This window comes from Virgibacillus sp. GM2-2 (assembly GCF_055329585.1).
This window is the reverse complement of record NZ_JBUZWC010000001.1, coordinates 176118-199303: the sequence shown is the minus strand read 5'-3', so window position 1 is coordinate 199303 and position 23186 is coordinate 176118. Positions and strand designations below refer to the sequence as shown.

At 34.2% G+C, this 23186-nt stretch carries 25 protein-coding genes; 23 read left to right on the top strand and 2 right to left on the bottom strand.

Going from position 1 to position 23186, the window contains the following annotated elements; translation table 11 throughout:
- Nucleotides 1-14: 14 nt before the first annotated feature.
- The 18 genes from ACY9Z2_RS00865 to ACY9Z2_RS00780 all read left to right on the top strand — a co-directional run bounded on the left by ACY9Z2_RS00865 (nucleotide 15) and on the right by ACY9Z2_RS00780 (nucleotide 17198).
- Complete coding sequence (locus ACY9Z2_RS00865; RefSeq protein WP_463607705.1) at nucleotides 15-1124, top strand: glycosyltransferase; 1110 nt, start codon at nucleotides 15-17, stop codon at nucleotides 1122-1124.
- Nucleotides 1114-2226: a DegT/DnrJ/EryC1/StrS family aminotransferase gene (locus tag ACY9Z2_RS00860; protein ID WP_463607704.1), complete on the top strand. Its 1113-nt coding sequence runs from the start codon at nucleotides 1114-1116 to the stop codon at nucleotides 2224-2226. Before ACY9Z2_RS00865 ends, ACY9Z2_RS00860 begins: the two co-directional genes overlap by 11 nt.
- Nucleotides 2227-2236: 10 nt before the next feature.
- Entirely contained in the window at nucleotides 2237-2956 is a 720-nt protein-coding gene (locus ACY9Z2_RS00855; protein ID WP_463607703.1) for an acyltransferase, read from the top strand.
- A gap of 6 nt (nucleotides 2957-2962) precedes the next feature.
- A complete protein-coding gene (locus tag ACY9Z2_RS00850) occupies nucleotides 2963-4225 on the top strand; it encodes a glycosyltransferase family 4 protein (RefSeq protein WP_463607702.1) in 1263 nt (420 codons plus the stop codon).
- Entirely contained in the window at nucleotides 4209-4820 is a 612-nt protein-coding gene (locus ACY9Z2_RS00845; protein ID WP_463607701.1) for a sugar transferase, read from the top strand. Before ACY9Z2_RS00850 ends, ACY9Z2_RS00845 begins: the two co-directional genes overlap by 17 nt.
- The gene (locus tag ACY9Z2_RS00840) at nucleotides 4817-5434 is read left to right on the top strand and encodes an acetyltransferase (RefSeq protein ID WP_463607700.1); all 618 of its coding nucleotides are present in this window, start codon (nucleotides 4817-4819) and stop codon (nucleotides 5432-5434) included. Before ACY9Z2_RS00845 ends, ACY9Z2_RS00840 begins: the two co-directional genes overlap by 4 nt.
- Nucleotides 5435-5453: 19 nt before the next feature.
- Nucleotides 5454-6620 carry a DegT/DnrJ/EryC1/StrS family aminotransferase gene (locus ACY9Z2_RS00835; protein ID WP_463607699.1) on the top strand — a complete coding sequence of 389 codons (1167 nt, stop codon included), beginning with the start codon at nucleotides 5454-5456 and terminating at the stop codon, nucleotides 6618-6620.
- Between the two features lie 339 nt (nucleotides 6621-6959).
- Complete coding sequence (sat, locus tag ACY9Z2_RS00830; RefSeq protein WP_463607698.1) at nucleotides 6960-8111, top strand: sulfate adenylyltransferase; 1152 nt, start codon at nucleotides 6960-6962, stop codon at nucleotides 8109-8111.
- 24 nt (nucleotides 8112-8135) lie between these two features.
- Complete coding sequence (locus ACY9Z2_RS00825; RefSeq protein ID WP_463607697.1) at nucleotides 8136-9914, top strand: SLC13 family permease; 1779 nt, start codon at nucleotides 8136-8138, stop codon at nucleotides 9912-9914.
- A 12-nt stretch (nucleotides 9915-9926) separates the two neighbouring features.
- Nucleotides 9927-10529, top strand: coding sequence for an adenylyl-sulfate kinase (gene cysC / locus ACY9Z2_RS00820; RefSeq protein WP_463607696.1), 603 nt, complete (start codon nucleotides 9927-9929; stop codon nucleotides 10527-10529).
- Nucleotides 10529-11338, top strand: a complete 810-nt coding sequence (gene cysQ / locus ACY9Z2_RS00815; protein ID WP_463607695.1) for a 3'(2'),5'-bisphosphate nucleotidase CysQ — start codon at nucleotides 10529-10531, stop codon at nucleotides 11336-11338. Before cysC ends, cysQ begins: the two co-directional genes overlap by 1 nt.
- A 36-nt stretch (nucleotides 11339-11374) precedes the next feature.
- Nucleotides 11375-12370, top strand: coding sequence for a UDP-glucose 4-epimerase GalE (gene galE / locus ACY9Z2_RS00810; protein ID WP_463607694.1), 996 nt, complete (start codon nucleotides 11375-11377; stop codon nucleotides 12368-12370).
- A gap of 257 nt (nucleotides 12371-12627) precedes the next feature.
- Nucleotides 12628-13515: a UTP--glucose-1-phosphate uridylyltransferase GalU gene (gene galU / locus ACY9Z2_RS00805; protein WP_463607693.1), complete on the top strand. Its 888-nt coding sequence runs from the start codon at nucleotides 12628-12630 to the stop codon at nucleotides 13513-13515.
- 407 nt (nucleotides 13516-13922) lie between these two features.
- Complete coding sequence (locus ACY9Z2_RS00800) at nucleotides 13923-14132, top strand: helix-turn-helix transcriptional regulator (protein WP_463607692.1); 210 nt, start codon at nucleotides 13923-13925, stop codon at nucleotides 14130-14132.
- Between the two features lie 1166 nt (nucleotides 14133-15298).
- Nucleotides 15299-15559, top strand: coding sequence for a hypothetical protein (locus ACY9Z2_RS00795; protein WP_463607691.1), 261 nt, complete (start codon nucleotides 15299-15301; stop codon nucleotides 15557-15559).
- 74 nt (nucleotides 15560-15633) lie between these two features.
- Complete coding sequence (locus ACY9Z2_RS00790; protein WP_463607690.1) at nucleotides 15634-16179, top strand: tubby C-terminal domain-like protein; 546 nt, start codon at nucleotides 15634-15636, stop codon at nucleotides 16177-16179.
- 175 nt (nucleotides 16180-16354) lie between these two features.
- A complete protein-coding gene (locus tag ACY9Z2_RS00785) occupies nucleotides 16355-16879 on the top strand; it encodes a tubby C-terminal domain-like protein (RefSeq protein WP_463607689.1) in 525 nt (174 codons plus the stop codon).
- A gap of 52 nt (nucleotides 16880-16931) precedes the next feature.
- A complete protein-coding gene (locus ACY9Z2_RS00780; RefSeq protein WP_463607688.1) occupies nucleotides 16932-17198 on the top strand; it encodes a hypothetical protein in 267 nt (88 codons plus the stop codon).
- A 238-nt stretch (nucleotides 17199-17436) separates the two neighbouring features.
- On the opposite strand, the gene ACY9Z2_RS00775 is transcribed toward ACY9Z2_RS00780, so the two are convergent.
- Complete coding sequence (locus tag ACY9Z2_RS00775) at nucleotides 17437-18006, bottom strand: CGNR zinc finger domain-containing protein (protein ID WP_463607687.1); 570 nt, start codon at nucleotides 18004-18006, stop codon at nucleotides 17437-17439.
- Between the two features lie 130 nt (nucleotides 18007-18136).
- On the opposite strand from ACY9Z2_RS00775, the gene ACY9Z2_RS00770 reads away from it, so the two are divergent.
- Nucleotides 18137-18550 (top strand): nuclear transport factor 2 family protein, encoded by a 414-nt coding sequence (locus ACY9Z2_RS00770; protein WP_463607686.1) that lies wholly within the window; start codon nucleotides 18137-18139, stop codon nucleotides 18548-18550.
- A 201-nt stretch (nucleotides 18551-18751) separates the two neighbouring features.
- Here the strand turns inward: ACY9Z2_RS00770 and ACY9Z2_RS00765 are convergent, their stop codons facing one another.
- A complete protein-coding gene (locus ACY9Z2_RS00765; RefSeq protein WP_463607685.1) occupies nucleotides 18752-19945 on the bottom strand; it encodes an MFS transporter in 1194 nt (397 codons plus the stop codon).
- A gap of 105 nt (nucleotides 19946-20050) precedes the next feature.
- Here ACY9Z2_RS00765 and ACY9Z2_RS00760 point away from each other — a divergent pair, with 105 nt between their 5' ends.
- From ACY9Z2_RS00760 to ACY9Z2_RS00745, 4 genes are all read left to right on the top strand, one after another.
- Nucleotides 20051-20947, top strand: a complete 897-nt coding sequence (locus ACY9Z2_RS00760; protein WP_463608265.1) for a LysR family transcriptional regulator — start codon at nucleotides 20051-20053, stop codon at nucleotides 20945-20947.
- Between the two features lie 686 nt (nucleotides 20948-21633).
- Nucleotides 21634-21849 carry a hypothetical protein gene (locus tag ACY9Z2_RS00755; RefSeq protein WP_463607684.1) on the top strand — a complete coding sequence of 72 codons (216 nt, stop codon included), beginning with the start codon at nucleotides 21634-21636 and terminating at the stop codon, nucleotides 21847-21849.
- A 422-nt stretch (nucleotides 21850-22271) separates the two neighbouring features.
- On the top strand, nucleotides 22272-22580 hold the full coding sequence (locus ACY9Z2_RS00750) for a hypothetical protein (protein WP_463607683.1): 309 nt from the start codon (nucleotides 22272-22274) through the stop codon (nucleotides 22578-22580).
- Between the two features lie 222 nt (nucleotides 22581-22802).
- Nucleotides 22803-23000, top strand: a complete 198-nt coding sequence (locus ACY9Z2_RS00745; RefSeq protein ID WP_463607682.1) for a hypothetical protein — start codon at nucleotides 22803-22805, stop codon at nucleotides 22998-23000.
- Nucleotides 23001-23186 lie beyond the last annotated feature (186 nt).

Here is a 23186-nt window from a genome sequence, read left to right as displayed (position 1 = left end):
TTGGGGGAATGAAATTGCGAATTTGCTTTATTGCACCGGCCAATTCTATTCATACTGTAAAGTGGATAAACGCCTTAAGTGCTAAAGGATATAAAATTTCTTTAATTACAATGCATCCACCTATAAATGATGAGATATGTAAGAAAGTTAATATCTTTATATTGCCTATTAAGAATAGTTTTGGATACTATCTTAATTATTTTTTTGCAAAAAAAATAATTAAAAAAATAATGCCCGATATAGTTCATACCCATTATGCAAGTGGTTATGGTACTTTATCTCGTCTTATCTCGTTTAAAAATACTTTATTATCTATTTGGGGAAGTGATGTTTTACTTTTTCCAAATGACTCTAGATTAAAGAAATATATAGTGAAAAGAAATCTTGAAAATCCAAAAATATTGGCATGTACTAGTGCTATTCTTTACAAAAAAACCCAAGAAATATTAGGTACAAATAATAAGAAAATTATAATCACTCCTTTTGGTGTTGAAACTAATATCTTTAGAGCAAACTTTAAAAATGAAGATAGAGAAATGATTAATATTGGAATTATTAAAAGTTTAAAAAAGGTATATGGTATTGACATTTTATTAAATTCTATACCTATACTTCTAACCAAATTAAGGGAAAATGGATACTCAAATCTTGCTGAAAAAGTTAGAATAAAAATTATAGGTAGTGGAATCATTAAAAGTGAACTTAAAGATTTATCATTTAAAAAAAACATAATTCACATTGTAGAATTTAAAGACCAAATACCGCATGCTCAGGTACCTAAATACCTCGCTGAAATGGACATTGTATGTAATCCAAGTATATCTGAAAGTTTCGGAGTTTCGGTTTTAGAAGCCTCAAGTTGTCAAGTTCCAGTAATTGTTTCAAATGTTGGCGGACTACCGGAGGTAGTTACTAATAATGAGACAGGTATTATTATGAGTAATAATAACAGTGAGACCCTCGCAGAAGCCCTTTATGTTTTAATAATTAATAAGAAGAAGAGACTAAAAATGGGAGAATCGGGTCGCCGGTTAGTAGAAGAAAAGTATGATTGGAATAAAAATGTTGAATTAATGGAAAAGGCTTATAAAAATTTATCGGAGGAAAATTATAATGAGAGTTAAAATGCTAGATTTAACAGAACAATATAAAGACATAAAAGAAGAAGTATTACAAAAAGTCGATGAAGTATTAAGTTCTTCCCAATTCATACTAGGTGATAATGTTAAGAATATAGAAAAAAGTATTGCTAGATTTAGTAATGTTTCCCATGGAATTGGTGTAGGAAATGGCTCTGATGCAATTCATATTTCCTTGCAAGCTGCCGGGGTAAAAGAAGGAGACGAGGTTATTACAACTCCTTTCACTTTCTTTGCAACTGCTGGATCAATTGTAAGAGCAGGTGCCACCCCAATTTTTGTTGATATCGACCCCTTGACATTTAATATTGATCCAAATGCAATAGAACAAGTAGTTACTAATAAAACGAAAGCAATTATTCCAGTTCATTTATACGGTCAAATGGCTGATATGAATAAGATTAGAACAATCGCTGATAAATATAACCTGGTTGTTATAGAGGATGCCGCGCAAGCTATTGGTGCTGAATACCAAGGTAAAAAGCCGGGGGAACTTGGAACTGCTGCTACGTATAGCTTCTTCCCTACTAAAAACCTTGGTGCATATGGTGATGGAGGTATGATTGTAAGCAATAATGAAGAAGTAGCTGAAAATTGTAGAGTTATCCGGGTACACGGGAGTAAACCAAAGTATTATCATAATGTATTAGGTTATAATAGTAGACTTGATGAATTACAGGCAGCAATTTTAAACGTTAAGTATAAAAATCTATCTAAGTTTAATGAACTACGAAGAGAAAAAGCTAAATTGTATTCAAAGTTATTAAAAGAGCAGGTTCCAAACCATGTAACCGTCCCCTATGAAAAAGAAGGAAACTATCATGTATACCATCAATATACCATTCGTGTGGATGAAAGAGATGCATTAAAAGAGTATCTAAAAGATAATGGAATAGATTCGATGATTTATTATCCTATGCCACTACATCTTCAACCTGTATTTAGAAATCTAAAGTATAAAAAAGGCGATTTCTCAATCACAGAAAAAGCAACTGAGGAAGTTCTTTCTCTACCAATGTATCCTGAACTTAAACAAGAAGAACAACAATTTGTTATTGATAAAATAGTAGAATTTTATAAAAAGTAGGTGATAAATTATGAATAAGCCAAAAACAATTGGATCGAATGTAATAATAAAGGAAAATGTTCAGTTTGGAGATAATGTTTCATTGGCGAATAATGTCATTATTTACCCTGGAACTATAATTGGTAGTGACGTAATAATTCAAGATAATGCCGTAATTGGTAAGCAACCGACAAAAGCAAACGCCTCAATACTACCGGAGACAAAAAAACTGCCACCAGCTAAAATTGGTTCTGGGGTTACTATAGGTACTTCATCTATCATATATGCTAATTGCGAAATAGCAGATAATGTATTTGTTGCAGATCTCGCGACTCTACGAGAACGAGTAAGGATTGGTGAATACACAATTATTGGACGTGGGGTTGCAGTTGAAAATGACTGTGCAATAGGAGAACGATGTAAACTGGAAACTAATTGTTATATTACTGCCTATTCGGATCTAGGTGATTATGTGTTCGTAGCACCTAATGCGGTTACAACAAATGATAATTACATGGGTAGAAGCAAGGAACGTCTTGATAAGTTTAAGGGCGTAACTGTTAAAACCGGTGGGAGAATAGGGGCGAACGCTACTATTTTACCCGGAAAAGTAATCGAAGAAGATGGAACAGTTGCTGCAGCAAGTGTAGTGACAAAAGACGTTAAAAAAGATGAATTGGTAGTAGGTTCACCAGCGAAGAAATTTAAAAACGTGGATGTAAAACAGTTGCTCCGTAATCAAGAAAGGTAGATTCCAGTGAACGTATGGATATTTAATCATTATGCAACAGCTCCACACCATGTGGGTGGTACGAGGCATTATGATTTAGCCTATCAACTATCAAACAAGGGGCATAAAGTTACCATCTTTGCTTCTTCATATAATCACTTTTTAAAAGAGGAAACAAATAATTATGATAAAAGGTCTATTTTTAAAGAAGAAAATATAAATGGCGTTGATTATGTATGGGTTAAAACAATCAACTATAATCATCCAATAACAAGAATTATCAATATGTTGGACTATACGTATAAGTCTTATAAAATTGCAAACAAAGGGATAGAACCTGACAAACCAGATATAATTATTGGATCAAGTGTACATCCGCTAGCGGCTTTAACTGGTTATTTAGTATCAAAAAAGATTGGGTCAATTTTTTACTTTGAAGAAAGAGATCTTTGGCCGCAAACATTTGTTGACTTCGGCAAACTATCAAAAAAAAACCCAATCGTAAAAGTTTTGTATAGATTTGAAAAGTTTTTATATAAAAAAGCTTCAAGAATAATAGTGTTGTTTGACAAAGCTAGTGAATATATTACATCTAGAGATATAGATCGCGATAAAGTATTATATTTACCAAATGGAGTAAACATTGATAATTATAAAAAAGTTGAAGGTAATAAAGATATACTAAAATTAATGCAAAAATTTAAATATAAAGTAGTTTACACAGGATCACATGGAATAGCAAACTATTTAGAACCTTTAATAGAAACAGCTAATATTTTACAAAATAAAAAAGGCAATAACGACATTCAGTTTGTTTTAGTAGGTAACGGTCCTTTGAAAAATGATTTAATTAAACTGGCTAAAAGCTATAACTTGCGTAATGTCTCTTTTATAGAATCTATTCCCAAGGGGGAAATCCCATATTTATTAAGTCTGGCGGACTTGTCATTTATCTCTTTGAAAAAATCCCCACTATATAAATGGGGGTTTAGTATGAATAAGCTATATGATTACATGGCTTCAGGATTACCCATTATGATGTACTCTAGCAACGATGTTATTGGTGATTTAAATAATGTAAATGGAATTAATTTATCTGAGAGCCCAAACGATCTAGTTAATGAAATTGCAAACAAAATTTATGATGAGGATTATAAGGCTGAAGCGGGGAATTCTCTAAAAATTTATGCAGAAGAAAATTATTCTTGGGAAAAGTTAGCTATTAAACTAGAATCTTATATGTTATACGATGTAGCGCAAGGGGCAAATAATAATGAAAAGAATGTTTGATTTAATTATATCCTTTATTTTAATAATTGCATTTAGTTTAATTATGCTAGGGATGTATATTCTTATTAAAACTAGGCTTGGTGGACCAGCCATATTTAAACAGGAACGTCCTGGCAAGTACAGTAAAACATTTTTTGTGTATAAATTTAAAACAATGACTGAGGAAAAAGATGAAAAAGGTAAGCTTTTACCTGATGATGTTCGCTTAACAAAAAGTGGGAAGGTTATCCGGAAATTAAGCCTAGATGAACTTCCTCAACTGTTTAATGTATTAAAAGGTGACATAAGCCTAGTAGGACCGCGTCCATTATTAACTGAATATTTACCATTATACACCTCTGAACAAGCACGCCGACATGAAGTTAAACCTGGTATCACTGGATGGGCGCAAGTCAATGGTCGTAATGCTATTAGCTGGGAAGAAAAATTCAGGTTAGATGTTTGGTATGTAGATAACCAATCATTTTGGTTAGACATTAAAATACTTATGTTAACAGTTTTGAAAGTATTTAAATCTGAAGGAATTAATCAAAATGGACAAGCTACGATGGAAAAATTTAAAGGGTCTTCAGTAAAAAAGGTTTCAGGAAGATGATTAAATTAATCCTGGTTGGTGCTGGAGGTCATAGTAAGGTAATTCAGGATATTGTAGCTGCGGATAAAGAACTGAATTTGTATGCGATAGTTGATGATGCTTTTGAGGAGACAATTGAAGTTGATGGTATTATTTATGCTAATACTAGTTTCCTAGAGAGTTTGCAAGAAAATGAGTATAAATGTTGTATTGCTATTGGTGATAATGTCGTACGGAAAAAGCTTTTTGATGTATTAACTTTACCTATTGAACAATACGTAAAGTTAATACATCCTAGTGCAGTGATTAGTAAATCTGCTAAAATTGGTAACGGGTCGGTTGTGATGCCAAATGCAGTTATTAACGCTGATGCAGAAATTGGGTACCACGCTATTGTTAATACAAATGCAGTTGTGGAGCATGATAACTGTTTGGGAGATTATGTCCATATTTCTCCAAGTGCCACTCTTTCTGGTGGTGTGAGAGTAGGTGAAGGTTCTCATGTAGGATTAGGGGCAGTTATTATACCTGGGAAAAATATTGGTAATTGGGTAACTATAGGAGCCGGGGCTGCTGTAGTAAATGATGTTATTGATAATGTTACTGTGGTTGGAGTTCCAGCTAAAGAAATTTAACAAAAGGCGTTGAAAACCAATGAGTGAAAACAAACGAATCTTCCTCTCATCACCACACATGAGCGGAAACGAACAAAAGTATATACAAGAGGCATTCGATCTTAACTGGATCGCTCCCCTTGGCAATAATGTGGATGGATTGGAACGTGAACTTGCAGAATATAACTCTATTAAGGATGCTGCTGTAGTTATTTCTGGAACTGCGGCTATACATCTGGCGTTGAAACTTTTAAATATTGGTTCAGGAGACACGGTTTTCTGTTCATCATTAACTTTTGTAGCGAGTGCAAATCCAATCTTATATCAGGGTGCCACACCAGTGTTTATTGATTCAGAAATGGATACGTGGAACATGTCTCCAGAAGCATTGAAACGTGCTTTAAGTGATGCTAAGGTGGAAGGTAAGTTACCTAAAGCGGTAATAGTTGTTAATTTATACGGTCAAAGTGCAAAGATGGGTGAACTAATAGAAATATGTGATGCATATGAAGTACCGGTAATCGAGGATGCGGCAGAATCGTTAGGTAGTGAGTATAAAGGTCAAAAGAGTGGTACATTCGGTAAATATGGTATCTTTTCCTTTAATGGTAATAAAATCATCACCACATCAGGTGGTGGTGCGCTTGTATCTAATGATGTAGAGACATTAAAAAAAGCAAGATTTTATGCTACTCAAGCAAGGGATCAAGCTATTCATTATCAACATAGTGAAATTGGTTATAACTATCGTATGAGTAACATTGTTGCTGGAATTGGCCGTGCTCAATTGGAAGTTTTAGATAATCGTGTAGCACGACGTCGTGAAGTGTTTGAGCGATATAAGGCGGCCTTTAATCAACACCCTGGATTTGATTTTATGCCAGAATTAAAAAACACAAAGTCAAATCGTTGGTTAACAGCTTTAACTGTAAATCCTAAACTAGCTAACGTATCAAGAAATGAAATAATAGATATTCTAAGGGAGAAAAATATAGAGGCTCGTCCTGTTTGGAAACCAATGCATTTGCAGCCACTTTTCGAGGGTGTGAAATATTATCCTCATGAGAAAGGTAACAGTGTATCTGATGTTCTTTTTAAAAATGGTCTATGTCTCCCATCCGGATCAAATATGACGGATGAGCAACAAGATATGGTAATAGATGCGATTAATAAATTGCTTGAAAAGAAGCTTGATGGTCATTATTAATTAGCCATATTATATGTTCAACCTTTAGAATATTGAACTAAAATTCATTACCGGAATATTTAGTATGAGAAAGCCCTTCAGAATGTAGTAATTTAAATGGAGAAGGTTACGGTTTTTAAAATTCTACTTAACATAACCTACGCTATAATCAAGTGTAGGTTTTTTATTTGCTTTGGAACTTAAAATTCTTTCACTAATTATTCCCATCAAATATTTTCATAATACAATTGTACTAATAAAATAAATGTTTTATATTTATCCCCCCTAATCTACTAATTATGAAACGTATTATATTAATGGTATAATATTTAATGATAATTAGATCTTGGAGGTAATACAATGTCAAACAACCCACACGGCGGAACATTAGTAAACCGTGAATTATCATCAGAAGATAAAAAACAAGCATTAGCTAAAGCAGAATCATTAAAAACAATTCAAGCAAACCCATGGGTAATCTCAGATGTTGAATTAATTGGTATTGGTGGATTTAGTCCATTAACTGGGTTTATGGGACAAGCTGATTATGAGAGTGTTGTAAATAACTATCGTCTTGCGAATGGTACAGTATGGACGATTCCAATTACATTATCTGTTACACATGATGAAGCTGAAGGCTTTGAAATTGGTGAGGAAATCGCACTTAAAGGTGAAGATGGAATCATTTATGGAACGATGAAATTAGAAGAAAAATATACGTACGATAAAAAGTTAGAAGCTCAAAACATATATGGAACAACTGAGGATGCTCATCCAGGTGTTAAAAAGCTGTACGAGCGTGGTGATGTATACTTAGCTGGACCAATTACGTTATTAACTCGTCCAGACCATGGTGAATTCAATAAATTCTATATGGATCCTAGCGAAACACGTAAGATGTTTGCAGATCTTGGTTGGAAAACAATCGTTGGATTCCAAACACGTAATCCTGTTCACCGTGCACATGAATATATTCAAAAATGTGCGTTAGAAGCTGTTGATGGATTATTATTAAATCCATTAGTTGGTGAAACAAAATCGGATGATATTCCTGCAGATATTCGTATGGAAAGCTATCAAACCATTTTGAAGCACTATTATCCGGAAGATCGTACTCGTCTTGCTATCTATCCAGCAGCGATGCGTTATGCTGGCCCTAAAGAGTCTGTGTTACATGCCATTGTTCGTAAAAATTTTGGTTGCACACACTTTATTGTAGGTCGTGACCATGCAGGTGTTGGTGACTACTATGGAACGTATGAAGCGCAAGAATTCATTTCTCAATTTGAAGACGAACTTGGTATTCAAATCTTTAAATTTGAACATGCATTCTTCTGCACAAAATGTGGAAACATGGGTACTGCGAAAACTTGCCCACACGATAAAGAATTCCATGTACATTTAAGTGGAACAAAAGTACGTGAAAAGCTACGTAATGGAGAACGTCCTCCAAAAGAATTTTCTCGTCCAGAAGTGGCAGATATTCTCATCAAAGGTATGCAACAAAACTAGTTAACAAAAAGGGGAAATACTCCCATGTCATTCGAGATGATTTTTGTTTTAGTTATGATTATAGCCATGCTGATTGGGTTACTTTTCGAAGTAGCCCGACCAGACATGGTTGTTTTTTCAGTATTGGTGATTTTTTTGCTTTCTGGAATTTTAACTACCGAGGAAGCATTAAGTGGCTTTTCCAACCAAGGGATGCTTACAGTTGCATTATTATTTATTGTTGCTGGAGCAGTCCAGAAAAGTGGATTGGTTGACCAACTGATGACCAGATGGCTCAGGAATAGTAAAACGCAATTAGGGTCTATGATGCGCTTTTTCATTCCGACCTCTGGATTTTCAGCTTTTTTAAATAATACACCGATTGTTGTAACGTTTACACCAATTATAAAAAAATGGTGTGAAGATAAAGGAATTGCTCCATCCAAGTTTTTAATTCCACTTTCGTACGTAACAATACTTGGTGGAACGATTACACTAATGGGAACATCAACAAACTTAGTTGTTCACGGGCTTTTGCTAGATTCAGGTTTTGAAGGTTTTTCTTTATTTACACTTACACCTGTAGGTATTCCAGTAGCCATCGTAGGTCTACTCTATATCTTTTTTGTAGGACGGCATCTATTGCCTGACAATAAGGGTTTTAGTCAACAAATGCAGGAAAACTCAAAAGAATACATTGCGGAAATGCTCGTTGATGAATCGTTTAAACATGTATACGCAAGTGTGAAAGAAGCAGGTCTTCGTGATTTAAAAGGACTTTATTTAATAGAAATCATTCGTGAAAAAGAGAGAATATCACCAGTTCGATCTACTACAAAGATCTTTGCAGGTGATCGATTAATTTTTACTGGATTGATTTCAACTATTGCAGATCTACAGAATATTAAAGGATTGAATTTAGAGACGGGTACTGACTTTAACCTAGATCATTTAAAAAATGGAAATACCGATTTAGTTGAAGCTGTCGTTTCTCATCAATCTTCGTTATTGACCAAATCAATCAAACAGAGCCAGTTTCGTTCGAAATATGATGCGGGAGTAATTGCTGTACACCGAAACAATGAACGAATCAAGAGCAAGGTTGGTGATATCACCCTTAAGCCAGGTGACACGCTATTATTGCTTGCTGGGTCTGATTTTATCGAGAAAAATAGATTATCCAACGATTTTTACGTAGTATCGTCACTCGAAGCACCTGAATCATTAAATCAAGATGCCAAAAAAGGTTTTTTCTCTGTTGGAATTTTGATAGCAATGATTTTACTTGTTACATTTGGTGTATTAAACATGTTTAAGGCGATGACATTAGCCGTTATGATCATGTTGATTGCGCGTCTGATTTCCGTTAATGAAGCAAAACAGTACGTTCAATTTAATGTTTTGTTATTGATTGCTAGTTCACTCGGGATCGGTACAGCTATGACAAAAACGGGACTAGCTAGCTGGATTGCAGATAAGTTAATGGCAATTGGACAACCAATCGGGCTTATAGCTATATTGGTTATTATGTATATTTTGACGAACGTTTTTACTGAGTTAATTACGAACAGTGCTGCTGCAGCGTTAATGTTACCGATTGGTTTATCCATGGCAAATGCGTTGGAACTTGATCCGATGGGGTTTGCCGTTCTAGTCGCAATCGCGGCATCATCAAGTTTTATTACACCAATCGGCTACCAAACCAACCTAATCGTTTATGGGCCGGGTGGATACAAATTTTCCGATTATATAAAGGTCGGAACACCGCTCAGTATTTTGGTAATGATTACAGCTGTGACATCTATTAATTTAATATGGTTTTAGGAGGAAAATAGTATGGCAAAATCTGAAAATATCGTATGGCATGATTCAAAGGTAACAAAAAAAAATCGCCAGCAATTAAATGATCACAAAAGTGCAGTGTTATGGTTTACTGGTTTATCTGGATCTGGAAAATCAACGGTATCAGTTGAGCTAGAGAAGGAACTTCATACAATGGGTATTCGCACGTATCGTCTAGATGGTGATAATGTACGCCATGGTTTGAATAATAATCTTGGGTTTAGTCCAGAAGATCGTACAGAGAATATTCGCCGTATCGGTGAGGTTTCGAAGCTTATGGTAGACGCAGGACTATTTACACTTACAGCTTTCATTTCCCCTTATCGCGAGGACCGTGATAAAGTTCGCGAAATTCTTGAAGATGGTGAATTCATTGAGGTATACGTGAAAGCTAGTGTTGAAACATGTGAATCACGTGATCCTAAAGGTTTATATAAGAAGGCACGCGCTGGTGAAATTAAAGGATTTACTGGAATTGATGCACCGTATGAAGAACCAAATAATCCAGAAATAGTTGTGGATACGGATAAACTTTCACTGGAAGAAACCGTTCAACAAATTGTAGATTACCTGAAATCGAAAGGATATCTTAACTAATGTCTATTAACGTGAATCTTGTAGAACTGTTAACTATTTCATTAGACGCTGGACGCGAAATTCTTGATGTATACAAGGAAGATTTTAATGTGGAAACAAAAGAGGATAATTCTCCGTTAACTATTGCAGATCAACGATCCCATGAGGCTATTATGAAAGGCTTAGAGGCGGGATATGGTGATATTCCAGTTTTAAGTGAAGAAGGAAGAGATATTTCGTTTGAAGAACGAAAAAACTGGAATAAATTCTTTCTGGTTGATCCACTAGACGGGACGAAAGAGTTTATTAAGAAAAATGGTGAATTCACCGTTAATATAGCTTTGATTGAGGAAAAATATCCTACCCTTGGTGTTATTTACGCACCTGTCTTGGATACCTTCTATTTTGGTAAAGAAGGACTAGGAGCTTTTAAACTGGAAAAAGCATCAGTGGTTAGTGTCGCGAATGAAGAGGAATTAGTTGCTAAAAGTATTCGCTTGCCGGAATCGAGTGATTCTTCTGTGGTCAATGTGGTGGCAAGTCGATCTCATATGTCAGATGACACGCAAGCATTTATTGATGGACTTAAAGACAGTGGCAAAGAAGTCGACGTAGTTTCGGCTGGAAGTTCGTTGAAATTCTGTTTGGTTGCTGAAGGAAGAGCTGACTACTATCCACGTTATGCTCCTACCATGGAATGGGATACAGGTGCAGGGCAGGCTATTATTGAAGCAGCTGGTGGAAAAGTGATTCGTTACGAAGATAAAGAGCGTTTTTATTATAATCGTGAGAACTTAAAGAATGGTTGGTTTTTGGTTGAGGGAAAATAGGGTATAGGTGAAATAATACGAAAAGAGGTGTTAAGTATGGCTATATTAGTAACAGGTGGTGCAGGATATATTGGGAGCCACACGGTTCTGTATCTAAAGGAACAGGGCGAGGATGTTATCGTTTTAGATAATTTATCAAAAGGACACCTAGAAGCAATAGAAGGTATAACTTTTCATGAGGGAAGTTTACAGGACAGCAATAAACTGGACGAAGTTTTTCAAAAACATGATATAGATGCTGTTATACATTTTGCAGCAAGTTCATTGGTGGGAGAAAGCGTTAGTGATCCATTACGTTATTATGAAAACAATGTTGCAGGAACGATGAATTTAGTTAGAAAAATGGTTGATCATAATGTTAAACGTATTGTTTTTTCATCAACTGCAGCTACCTATGGAGAACCTAAGTCGATTCCAATCAAGGAAGATGACAAAACAGCACCAACCAATCCATATGGAGAGACAAAACTAGCTATTGAAAAAATGTTAAAATGGTGTGACCAAGCTTATGGACTTAAATCGGTTTGTCTGAGATATTTTAATGCAGCTGGAGCTGATCCAGAAGGAAGAATTGGTGAAGACCACGATCCTGAAACACACTTAATTCCAATTGTTTTACAAGTTGCACTTGGCCAACGTGATTATTTGAAAATTTTTGGTAATGATTATAATACGATTGACGGAACGTGCGTACGAGATTATATTCATGTCATGGATTTGGCACAAGCGCATTACTTGGCTGTTCAGAAGCTTGAAACAAGTGATGAAAGCGCCATTTATAATTTAGGTAATGGAAATGGTTTTTCAGTAAAACAAGTATTAGAAACGTGTCGAAAAGTTACAAATCGTGATATTCCGTCACAATTTGTTCCAAGAAGAGCAGGTGATCCTGCTGTCCTTATTGCTTCATCTGAAAAAGCAAAAAGAGAGTTAAATTGGAATCCAAAATATTTCGATGTAGAAACGATGGTAAAGCATGCGTGGGAGTGGCATTCGAATAATATGAATGGGTTTAATAAGAACGAAATATAAGGATTTGGATAAGATCAAAGATTGATCAATTTAGTTACAAATGCTGTCGTAATGAAAGATTCACCTATTGAAATAGGTGGTTTTTCTATTTTACGTAAGAAATTGGTAATTAGTTCCCAATAATCTGAAATATAACATTTAATGAATTAATTGATAGTAAAACCGGATTGGTGTAAAATAATCATATTGATTTTGTATATTGACTAAAAATAATATTACTACAAGATATATTTACAAAATTTCTAGGAGGGTTTAATGTGAAAAAGGTAAGGAAAGCGATTATTCCTGCTGCTGGTTTAGGTACTAGATTCTTACCAGCCACAAAGGCTATGCCCAAAGAGATGCTACCAATTGTTGATAAGCCCACTATTCAATATATCATTGAAGAGGCTATTGAATCTGGAATAGAAGATATAATTATTGTCACAGGAAAAGGGAAAAGGGCTATTGAAGATCACTTTGACAGTAATTTTGAGTTAGAAGAAACTCTAATGAAAAAAGAAAAATACGATCTATTAGAAAAAATCAATCAATCTTCTAAGGTCGAGATACATTATATAAGACAAAAAGAGCCTAAAGGTCTGGGACACGCGGTATGGTGTGCGAGAAAATTTATTGGTGATGAACCGTTCGCTGTATTGTTAGGGGACGATATTGTTCAGGCTGAAAAACCATGTTTAAAACAATTAATCGAACAATATGATCAAACAGGTTCTTCCATTATAGGGGTTCAAAAGGTAGAGGATGACCAAACTCACCGGTATGGAATTATTGACCCAAGTACGATTGAAGGTAGAAGATACCAGGTTAACAATTTTGTCGAAAAACCAAAACAAGGAACTGCCCCATCTAACCTTGCAATTATGGGAAGATACGTTTTAACTCCTCAAATATTTGACGAACTAGCTGAGCACGAAATTGGTGCAGGCGGCGAAATTCAGATAACCGATGCAATTCAAAGGTTAAATGAAAAGCAAAATGTTTATGCGTATGATTTTGAAGGAAAACGCTATGATGTTGGAGAAAAGTTAGGGTTCGTAAAAACTACCCTTGATTTCGCTTTACAAAATGATGAAATCAAAGATGATGTGATGGAATATTTACAGGTGATATTGGACGAAACATTAATTAAAAGTAATAAATGATTATAAGATGACAGCCGGAGTACTTTTTGAAGTATTTCGGTTGTTTTTTGTATTGAAAAGACTTTAAAAATCTGACATGGTTTTTGAATATTGTGGATGAATTAATGTGAAGTTTTGAGCCAGTCATAGCTGAAAAAGAGCCAGCACACTTCTAGTTAACATAGTTGAGGAAATATTTATTGACACCTTTATTATATACGCGGCAAATGCATAGACCTCTCAATGTAATAGTGTGGCTTAACTTGAAAAAAAATCTTCTCTAAATAAATTGAGCTTATAAATTCACGTGTTTAACTCGCGGTGTAGTATTTAATAATAAAATGTAAAGTTGACATTACATTTCTGATGAACTATAATCACATTAAATGTAATGTCGGCTTTACATTTTTAAAGATAAGGAGAAATTTATGAAACAAGGTGTTGTAAATTCTGTAAAAGATTTCCGGAAAAAGAAAAAAATCACGCAGGATCAACTTGCGGAAGCTATTAATGTCACACGTCAAACAATAATCGCCATCGAGAAGAAACGATATGAGCCATACATTGGCACGGCAATTAAATTAGCTGAAGTCCTGGAGTGTGATATGAATGAATTATTTTGGATAGAAGGGAAGTAATAGTATGAGAAACGTAAAATATCGTACGGATTTTATTGTTAAATGTTTAATAAATATCAGCTTACTTGTTTATTTTTTTACTTTTTCACGTGATCCGATAGTTTTTTTATTAATAGTGATGAATACTTATTATGTAACTACCACCGGAATTAATATATATAAAAAGAAGAAGTGGAATGAGGTTTATAGGAAACACGACAAACGTACCCAATCCAACTCTTACTATGCAGGTTTTATTTCTATGTGGTTTATGATGATAATATTAATTATTAGCAGTATTTCTATAAAGTACAATGTATTACCCATAAACAACTTGGAAATGATATACGGTACCCTCTTAGGAGGGCTAGTTGTCTTCACATTGATTCGTCATTATTTAAACGGGAACGAGTTTCAATAACTGTAATAAATATAATTTTGAAGATTGCACTATAGAAAAGTCAGTGGTTAATGATTTGTTTGTCCCATTAATCACTGACTTTTCTTATTTATGGGGATTATAATAAAGAAAACAAATATTATAGTATATAAAATAAATATTATTGAGCTTTGATAAATCGAATACAGTATAATAAAGGCACCTATAGCCATATTAAATAGTGAGTCTAAGGTATAACTGTTTGGTATTTTCCTTAAAAACCTTACTAATTCTGTTAGTATAATAAAACTACCAAGCAAAATGAAAATTAATAGAAAATCTACATAGCGTAAATCTAAAAGAAATATTAATAAAACAAAAATAATGGTAATAGCAAAAATGATTGACCTCATTTTACTTTTCAACCTTTCCGCAAAAACTTCTGTCAAAACGTTTTATTTAACTAAATTACTTCAATTAAAATGTAAAGGTATAGAAGCAATGTATAGCATGGTTTATACTTATCTTTATTTTTCTTTGCCCACTTACCATTAAACTTTTAATAATGGTAGACTTGATACATACATGGAAAAAGCTACAATCGAATCTATCTTTGCTTGTTAAAATTAATTTTAACACTACAGATTATACCTTTAAATTGTCAATCGGTCGATAAAACAATCAATACTGTAAGGAGAGAATTAGCTGGATGAAACTAGTTTAGACTCTAATACGTATAAACAATGCAAAAAAGTTCATTCGATCGGGTGAATGTCTTTTGCAAGTTATTTGTGTAGGGGGTGAAAGAGTGAAAAAAATTCAAATTTGGTTTGCTATTCCATCAGTCACTTTGCTGTTTTTATCCTTATCCCTAAATTACAGAATTGGTTTATTTATATCGCTGGGTGGCTGTCTTCTAGCACTTATTATTAGACAACTTTGTTTACATAAATATATGTATATGTTGGGACATCCTGACAGACATTCTGAGTACAGTACTGCTGATGACCTTTTGGAACAAGCAGAAACTTATGAAAGAGATATTGAAAAAGGTGATAGCAAGACATAAGTTATTAAACTACAGAGCACTTGTCTTCAAAGTGAACCATTGAAAATAGTAACAGAACTGTTCGAGGTGACAAAATGGCACAAAAGTATACTGCAAAATTACCAGTAACAAGATCTTCTGATAAAATTATTGAAACTTACCATGATGGTATATATGTCGGCGAAATTAAAAGGTTTTACAATAACCTATTTGAAAAATTTATAACCAAATTTTCATCTTTATTCGATAGTAATATCTATGATTCCATTAAGATAAAGGGATATAACAAGAATAAGAAAATAACTGTAGATTTAAAAGAGAAGTCTTTTAGGGAGAATCTCTTTAAATTGAAATGGGATGTTTTTCTACCGAATACAAATGAATATAATTTTTTGCAAGACGATACGAAAATTGCTGTAGAACCAAGAATTGTCTATCATAAACATAATAGACAATTTATTTTCGAAAAGGGATCATTTAATCGTAGATATCGAGTTTATTCTAATGATAGTAATCAAGAGTTAGCTATTATTGAATCTAAAGGAATACCAATATCTCTAGAAATAACAATGTTTAGAGATGAGTTGGAAATTATGGAACTATTGGCTATCTATTACACCATGCATTTAGTATATGCTTAAAGCAGGTAACAAGTTTTATAAGGCGGAGGAGTATATATGTCATATTTTTGGGTTCCTAGTTGGTATGTTTGGATAACTTTAATAGTGACCGTTCTCTTTATTGTTATTGGTGAGTGGTGGCTTAGAAAATAAAGGTTTATTGAAAGACGTAGATAAATAAAGGAGTAATTACAATATGTATGAATTCAGCTACAGCCCAGGGTATAAATTAAAAGACTCAACAAAACCACTCCCGATATATTGCGATTCTGAAGAAATTGGAAGTATACGAGGAGTCTATCCAAATATATTTATTCAAATGATTGATACCTTATTAAGGGGGAAACTTACCGCTTATGAAATTACTGATTCGGAAGGGAGTATAAGATATAAATCAAAACGAGATACCACAATACGTGATCAATATGTAGTGAATTATTATGACCATAATCAACAGGAATGTAAATTTGTTTTAAAGGATGTTCGAACATTTAATATTTATCCCATTGTTGAATTTATTTATAATAACCAAACCTTTCGGATTGAAAAAGAAGCCTTTGACTGGGTTAAATTAAAACAAGACGGTTCCTTGATTGCTCAATGGAAACAGGTTAAATTTACTCCTGCAGAAATCGCAGTCAGACTTAATGATGAACATTACTTAGACGATATTTATTTAGTTATTGGAGTAATTCACACCTTTTTCTACGATTTGAGATAGCTTCATCAATCAACTGCACAAGACAGTTATAGACAATGTAGAGATACAGAGAATGCGTGTCGGTGAAGGGGAAATGATTTTCACTGATCCAAACCTTGCAGACACGGATGGCGATGGATTAACAGATGGCAAGGAAATTGGTAGTATCCTAACTGGTGTCGGCGGTGAATATTATCAAATGCATAGTAATCCCATTAAGAAAGGTAGCGATGGTGACGGTCTGAATGACTTTGAAGAAGTGGAAATGGGTACTTCTCCTTGGTTGAAGGATACAGATCGTGATTTATTAGATGATTTATCTAAAAGTTGTAAGCTCTAAGATCAAAAAGCTCTGCAAAGAGGATATGCAAAATGTCCTCTCACATGATTTAACCGATACGGCACGAAAATTCGTGATTATAAATAAGTCTTTTAAGTTACAGTAAAGTTGTTTAAACATTTTGATTGACACATATCCCATTAAAAACTTTGACAAATAAAATTAATGATATCTCACAGGATAATGCGGATGCCTGTGAGATTTCTTATTTGAGACCAACTAAAGGGTTGATCGGTGCCTACTCATTACTATTTCGTCGGTTATGACGTGATACTTTCATGCGATTTCCGCAAATTTTCATGGAACACCATTTGCGCCTGCCACTTTTGTCTATGAATAGCAAAACGCATTCTGGGTTAGTACAACGACGTAGTGATTGTAAATCTCCACTGGTATATAATCCTAATGCATCGTATGCTACTAGGGAAACAATTCCATCCAACGTAGTGCCTACAGGAATCGGTACAAGGCTTCCTGATATAATCTTGAATGATAAAGGAGCATTTTCAGTTAGATATTCCAGATGTGATACCCATTGATCATCAAGGTGTTTACCATCTGCAATTTTTTCAAACCCAATACGTAAAAACTTTCTCAAATCTAGAAGCGTATTCAGTCCACCTGAGAGTGAAAAGTTTTTGTCAAACTGCTCATCAACTAAGTTTCCGGACTTTTGCATTGTTTGAATCCAATTGGCAAGATTTCCTTTAAGCAAGTCATGTCGATTCCCTCTTCTTAAAATTTCTGTATTCACAAAGTCCAATGATAAATGGTTTGAAATGAGTGGGAAAATTTCATTTGCCGACATTTTTTTCCTCCTGATGACTTTTATTATTTCTTACTAACCATATTATAACCTATTGACAGGTTAATTAAAAGTCTATATACTAACCACTAAATAGCATTAAAAATGGTTAGTTAAAAAGGAGCAGATGTAAATGTCAAAATCAATCACACCACCTTTTACTTATGAGGATGCCCTTGCAAAGGTAAAAGCAGCAGAAGATGCATGGAACACTAGAGATCCTGAAATTATAGCTCAGGCTTATACTCCTGATTCACAATGGAGAAATCGAACTGAATTTTTTAATGGTAGAGAAGCCATCAAGAAATTCCTCGGGAGAAAATGGGAAAAGGAACTTAATTATCGCTTGATGAAGGAGCTTTGGTCTCATACGGAAAATCGTATATCCGTTCGTTTCGAATACGAATGGCGGGATGCTGAAACCAATAAATGGATGAGAACACACGGTAATGAACACTGGGAATTTGACGATAATGGTCTAATGAAACGTCGTGATATGAGCGCAAATGACTATCCAATTCAAGAATCTGAACGTCGATATCGGTAATAGGATTTTACCTTTAGCTTTCCGCTATCAGTGCGATTTAATAATGAGGAAATGCGCTTTTTTTTAAGTATAAGACCCTTGTAGAAGAACATAATAAATCCGGCCAATAGCCGGGTTTATTATGTTTTATACTGCTATTTAATTGTAAAGACACCAGATTAGGTACCGTATATATGGGGAGGTGCCAACTCCATTAAAACGTTATTTAGTAGTTTGATAGACCTCTGTTTTCTCCCTGTTTAATACCTTTTGTTGATTTCTCAAGTGGAATGAGACAACAGAAGCAACTAAAGCAACCAGCACCATGAAACCACCAACCCAACTTAAGTGAATAATCGATGTGTAGGCAATGATTGTTCCTCCCAAAGCAGACCCAAGTGTCATACCAATATTCATTAAAGCTGTGTGAAAACTTAGGACGATTTCAGAGGATTTCGGCTGCAATGAAATTAAATAATATTGATTCGCAGGTGTTGTTGTCCAGGTGGCTGCGCCCAATATCATCAGTGTCACTAATACACCAATTGTTGATGTTGCTGTAAAAAACAGTGTAAATAAGGTGATAGCATGAATCGCCAAACTACTAATAGTGGTTTTGACGGGTCCCCATTTGTCAACAGCATAACCACCAAAACGGGAGCCTATAAAAGCAAACACACCAAGAATGAGTAGTGCTGTACTAATTTGCTCAATAGAGAAGTCCGTCAATTGGCTTAAGAATGGGGCGATGTAAGCAAACACCATCGTATAGCCTAAGATCCAAAAGATTGTTGTTATAAGTCCCGTAACTAACCGCTTATCACGTAAGATGATTAGTTGCTGTTTTAAAGGTAAACTTGAATTTCCTTGTTTCCTGGGAAGTAAACGCTTGAGTAATAAAAACGTGAGCAAAGCAGCGACAGCAAGGATGAGATAGACATAATGCCAGTCTGTATAGCTAGCAACATATGTGCCTAACGGAACACCAAGAACTAAGGATACCGTAAAACCTGTTAGAACGGTTGCCATGGCGCTCCCTTGTTTGCCTGGGGCTGCAAGGTGAGCGGCATAATTCGTCGCAATGACGATATAAAGGCCACCGCTCATCGCTAATACAATACGAGAGACCATGAGTATCCAATAACTGGTGCTAACAAAGGAGAGGATATTCCCCACGAAAAATACGAGAATAGAAACCAGAAGAATCGTTTTCCGCTCGAATTTGGCAGTCAACATCACTAGAACAATCGATCCGAAAGCGTAAGATAAGGAATAAAAGGTCAGTAATTGTCCGGCAACTGAAATGGATATATTAAAATCGGCTGCAATTAGTTCTAAAACCCCCGATACAACGAACTCGGCACTACCTGTTAGAAAGGCGCCAAGAGCAAGCAAATAAATGATAATGCGATTCATGAAATTCTCTCCTTTAATTTAGAACATTGTGTTTGAATTCAGCATAATGGAAGTGATAACATAAGTAAAATGGTGATTTTTCATATAGGAGATGAATATTTACTCATGACAATTGCTCGTTTTGAAATATTTACAACGGTTATTGAATTAAGAAGTTTTACAAAAGCAGCCGCAAAACTTAACATGACCCAATCTGCTGTCAGCCATGCGGTCTCAAGTCTTGAGTCAGAATGGGGAACGATCCTATTAATCCGTGATCGTAAAAAGGGTGTGTTACTCACGGAAATAGGAGAGAAGACAGTCATTCATATGCGGGAAATTTCGAATCGAATGGAGAAAATCAACCAAGAACTAGCTTTTGCATCTAACTTGGAGGCAGGAACCATCCGACTTGGAACCTTTTATAGCTCTTCGGCCTGCATTCTTCCCAAAATTCTTGCGTCCTTTCAAAAAAAATACCCGGCGATTGAATTTTCATTTTTTGAGGGAACGTACGAGGAGATTGTTGATTGGTTGGAAACAGGGATTATTGATGTAGGGTTTATCATTGAAACAAATGCCTCTAAAAGATTTGAGAAATTACCGCTGGTTAAAGATGACATGGTAGTTGCTTTACAACATGATCATGATCTTAGTCAGCGTAACAAGCTCAACATTAAAACCATTCAAGAAGAGCCACTAATTCTTCCAAAAGGCATGTATGAATCTTATATTTTAGACATCTTTAAGAAAGCGGGAATTAATCCTAATGTTCGGTTTGAAGTACAAGACTGCACAACCATTGCGAATATGGTGAAAGAAGGTCTTGGAATCACTATTGGACCAAAATTATTTTTACAAACACAAAAGCAACTTCAATTGGTTCCACTTGCTGTAGAGAATTTGCGATATGTATCATTGGCATACACTGCTAATCCGACAGCTTCACCAGCTGTTCAAGCATTTTTGACAGAGGCGGCTCAAGTATTTAATCCAAAACGAGAGTATTCTGTTTTAAATTAATTGGATTCAAAAAGTTATGTAAAAATTAAATCAAAAAAGAGTGAATAAGTTAGAGATAATTATGAAAAGAGTTTTAGTTTATTTATCATAATGGGTTTATTGTTGAAGGGCGCATATCGATGTTTATTATTTCTATACATAAAATTAAGACAAAAAAGTTATTGAAATAATGGTTATGGTAATTTTAAGGAGTGTAATATGAGTATAAAAAGATATACAGTTTGCTTTTCTGCAGTGTATTTCGTCAATATGTTAATAGCATATATCATTTTTGATGATTTTTCATGGAAATTTTTAGTTGGTTCCTTTATTGGTATAGTCTTATTCGTACTTATAACAACCATACTAAAATCATCAAAATAACAATCAACCATAATAACAGTTAATATTAGAAAAGACTGATCTGCTTGAGAACTATCATTTAACTAGTACTGTAAGTTAGTAGGTGTCTCTGACTTATTAATAGATAAACTTCTGCAGTTACTTAAATCAGTATATAGCATTGGTTTATTATTGGTTAGTACTTTAGATTAAGTATAATGTATAAAAAGTTTTCAAAAACTCACAATTCTAACTTAATAACGTTATTACAACTGTAAAGGTGATTTGGTGTAAAACTTTTGATCCATACCAATTCATATTTAACATAATGACTATGTCACAAATTTGCAAAGGAATGATATAAGATGTGGCTGAATGTAGATGTACCAACTAAAAAGGTGATAGTTCATGAAGAAGGTTGTCCGTATATTCCTAAAGATGATTCCGATTTTAAAAAAATGAATGGCTTATTACGTGACAGAGGATGGCTACATTTTAGTAAAAGAGAAAAAGCCCTCCTTGAATGTCGAAATAATTACAATCAATTTGAATGGAAATATTGTTTAACGTGTTGTAAATGATAGGAAACAGGGATCATAATCCAAACCCTATGTTAAATCTAGAATTGTAGCGATACATCTAGAAGTATTGGCATAAATTTGATTCTGAGATTGCAGAGTGATAATAAAGTTGTTTCGCAAGGTAGCCTTATGAAAAAAGTAAGCGGACAATGATTGAATAAAATGTTCAATCAAGAAAGACGAGAGAGGTTACCAGATTCAATACTCCTATACCAGCTACGATTCATTATTTCACATCCATAAGTTTTATATAATTTTTGTATATATATACATTGCTAACATAACTGAAATCGTATACAAAGTTCTTTAGATTGACAATTTTGTTACTGAAACTTATTTGGTTGTTTAGCCGTACAATAAAGGAAAAAATCATATGAGGTAATAAGGTAAAATCAAGTTGAAAATAAACGAGGGGGGGTTATTTGAAAGCGTTAATCGAAAATCATGGGGGAAAGCTGACAATTTTGGCGTTTATCATTGGAGTTGGAACGTTAACATGGCATACTCTGTATTATTCGGGAGGTATTAATGAACCAATTTATATTCCTTGGAATGTATACACATATATTTCATTTGGTATTTTTACTGTTTGTTTCATCTATATGGGTTTTGACCTTATCCGCGGTAGGTTTACAGAAGGTAAAATTACTAAAAAAACGTTCAAATATGCACTTTATCTATATATAGGGACAGCTATATTTTTCTTTATTCGATATCTGCTTGGAATATAATAGTAAAGAAACGATAATCAATATTATATAATTTATTTGGAGTTTGTGATATATGCTTTTATTTAGGCTATATCCGCCAATAAGTTGATTTATTACATTCGTTAAATAGGAAATTAATAACTTAAGAGATAATCAAAAGCGCATATTAGTTAATGAAGCGGATTCTGATAAAAAGAATCCATCTGTTATTAAGCGATGCAATCAATATTTGAGGTGAAACACATGAGAAAACAAAATGAAACGGAAATAAAAAACACTCAAAAGTCTGTGCTCATTACGTTATGGTTCTATTGGATTGCTTTATTAGTTTATTCGATTTTTCATGTGGCAAATACGGGGGAACTAGGGATCTCATTTATAATCCTAACGACTGGACTACTTATCTTTTTCGCTACCAACCGTATTTTAAAAGAAAGTTGAAAATGTGTTTAATTTTTTTAGAGTAGTATGCCTTCCGTACCATCAATTAAATCATACAAAAGTCTATGACCTCCTCCACTATAAAAAAATTAGTGTCGATTTAATTAACCAAAATAATAAAGAACTAGAGATTAATGTATGGACTAATAATAAAATAGATGATGACCTAAAAACATTAATTAAGTC

What these genes read in the sequence shown, in the direction of transcription:
- ACY9Z2_RS00860 (WP_463607704.1), top strand. Translation starts at nt 1,114, where the DNA reads ATGAGAGTTAAAATGCTAGATTTAACAGAACAATATAAAGACATAAAA.
- ACY9Z2_RS00855 (WP_463607703.1), top strand. Translation starts at nt 2,237, where the DNA reads ATGAATAAGCCAAAAACAATTGGATCGAATGTAATAATAAAGGAAAAT.
- ACY9Z2_RS00845 (WP_463607701.1), top strand. Translation starts at nt 4,209, where the DNA reads ATGAAAAGAATGTTTGATTTAATTATATCCTTTATTTTAATAATTGCA.
- ACY9Z2_RS00840 (WP_463607700.1), top strand. Translation starts at nt 4,817, where the DNA reads ATGATTAAATTAATCCTGGTTGGTGCTGGAGGTCATAGTAAGGTAATT.
- ACY9Z2_RS00835 (WP_463607699.1), top strand. Translation starts at nt 5,454, where the DNA reads ATGAGTGAAAACAAACGAATCTTCCTCTCATCACCACACATGAGCGGA.
- sat (WP_463607698.1), top strand. Translation starts at nt 6,960, where the DNA reads ATGTCAAACAACCCACACGGCGGAACATTAGTAAACCGTGAATTATCA.
- ACY9Z2_RS00825 (WP_463607697.1), top strand. Translation starts at nt 8,136, where the DNA reads ATGTCATTCGAGATGATTTTTGTTTTAGTTATGATTATAGCCATGCTG.
- cysC (WP_463607696.1), top strand. Translation starts at nt 9,927, where the DNA reads ATGGCAAAATCTGAAAATATCGTATGGCATGATTCAAAGGTAACAAAA.
- cysQ (WP_463607695.1), top strand. Translation starts at nt 10,529, where the DNA reads ATGTCTATTAACGTGAATCTTGTAGAACTGTTAACTATTTCATTAGAC.
- galE (WP_463607694.1), top strand. Translation starts at nt 11,375, where the DNA reads ATGGCTATATTAGTAACAGGTGGTGCAGGATATATTGGGAGCCACACG.
- ACY9Z2_RS00800 (WP_463607692.1), top strand. Translation starts at nt 13,923, where the DNA reads ATGAAACAAGGTGTTGTAAATTCTGTAAAAGATTTCCGGAAAAAGAAA.
- ACY9Z2_RS00790 (WP_463607690.1), top strand. Translation starts at nt 15,634, where the DNA reads ATGGCACAAAAGTATACTGCAAAATTACCAGTAACAAGATCTTCTGAT.
- ACY9Z2_RS00785 (WP_463607689.1), top strand. Translation starts at nt 16,355, where the DNA reads ATGTATGAATTCAGCTACAGCCCAGGGTATAAATTAAAAGACTCAACA.
- ACY9Z2_RS00780 (WP_463607688.1), top strand. Translation starts at nt 16,932, where the DNA reads ATGCGTGTCGGTGAAGGGGAAATGATTTTCACTGATCCAAACCTTGCA.
- ACY9Z2_RS00775 (WP_463607687.1), bottom strand. Translation starts at nt 18,006, where the DNA reads ATGTCGGCAAATGAAATTTTCCCACTCATTTCAAACCATTTATCATTG.
- ACY9Z2_RS00770 (WP_463607686.1), top strand. Translation starts at nt 18,137, where the DNA reads ATGTCAAAATCAATCACACCACCTTTTACTTATGAGGATGCCCTTGCA.
- ACY9Z2_RS00765 (WP_463607685.1), bottom strand. Translation starts at nt 19,945, where the DNA reads ATGAATCGCATTATCATTTATTTGCTTGCTCTTGGCGCCTTTCTAACA.
- ACY9Z2_RS00760 (WP_463608265.1), top strand. Translation starts at nt 20,051, where the DNA reads ATGACAATTGCTCGTTTTGAAATATTTACAACGGTTATTGAATTAAGA.
- ACY9Z2_RS00755 (WP_463607684.1), top strand. Translation starts at nt 21,634, where the DNA reads ATGTGGCTGAATGTAGATGTACCAACTAAAAAGGTGATAGTTCATGAA.
- ACY9Z2_RS00745 (WP_463607682.1), top strand. Translation starts at nt 22,803, where the DNA reads ATGAGAAAACAAAATGAAACGGAAATAAAAAACACTCAAAAGTCTGTG.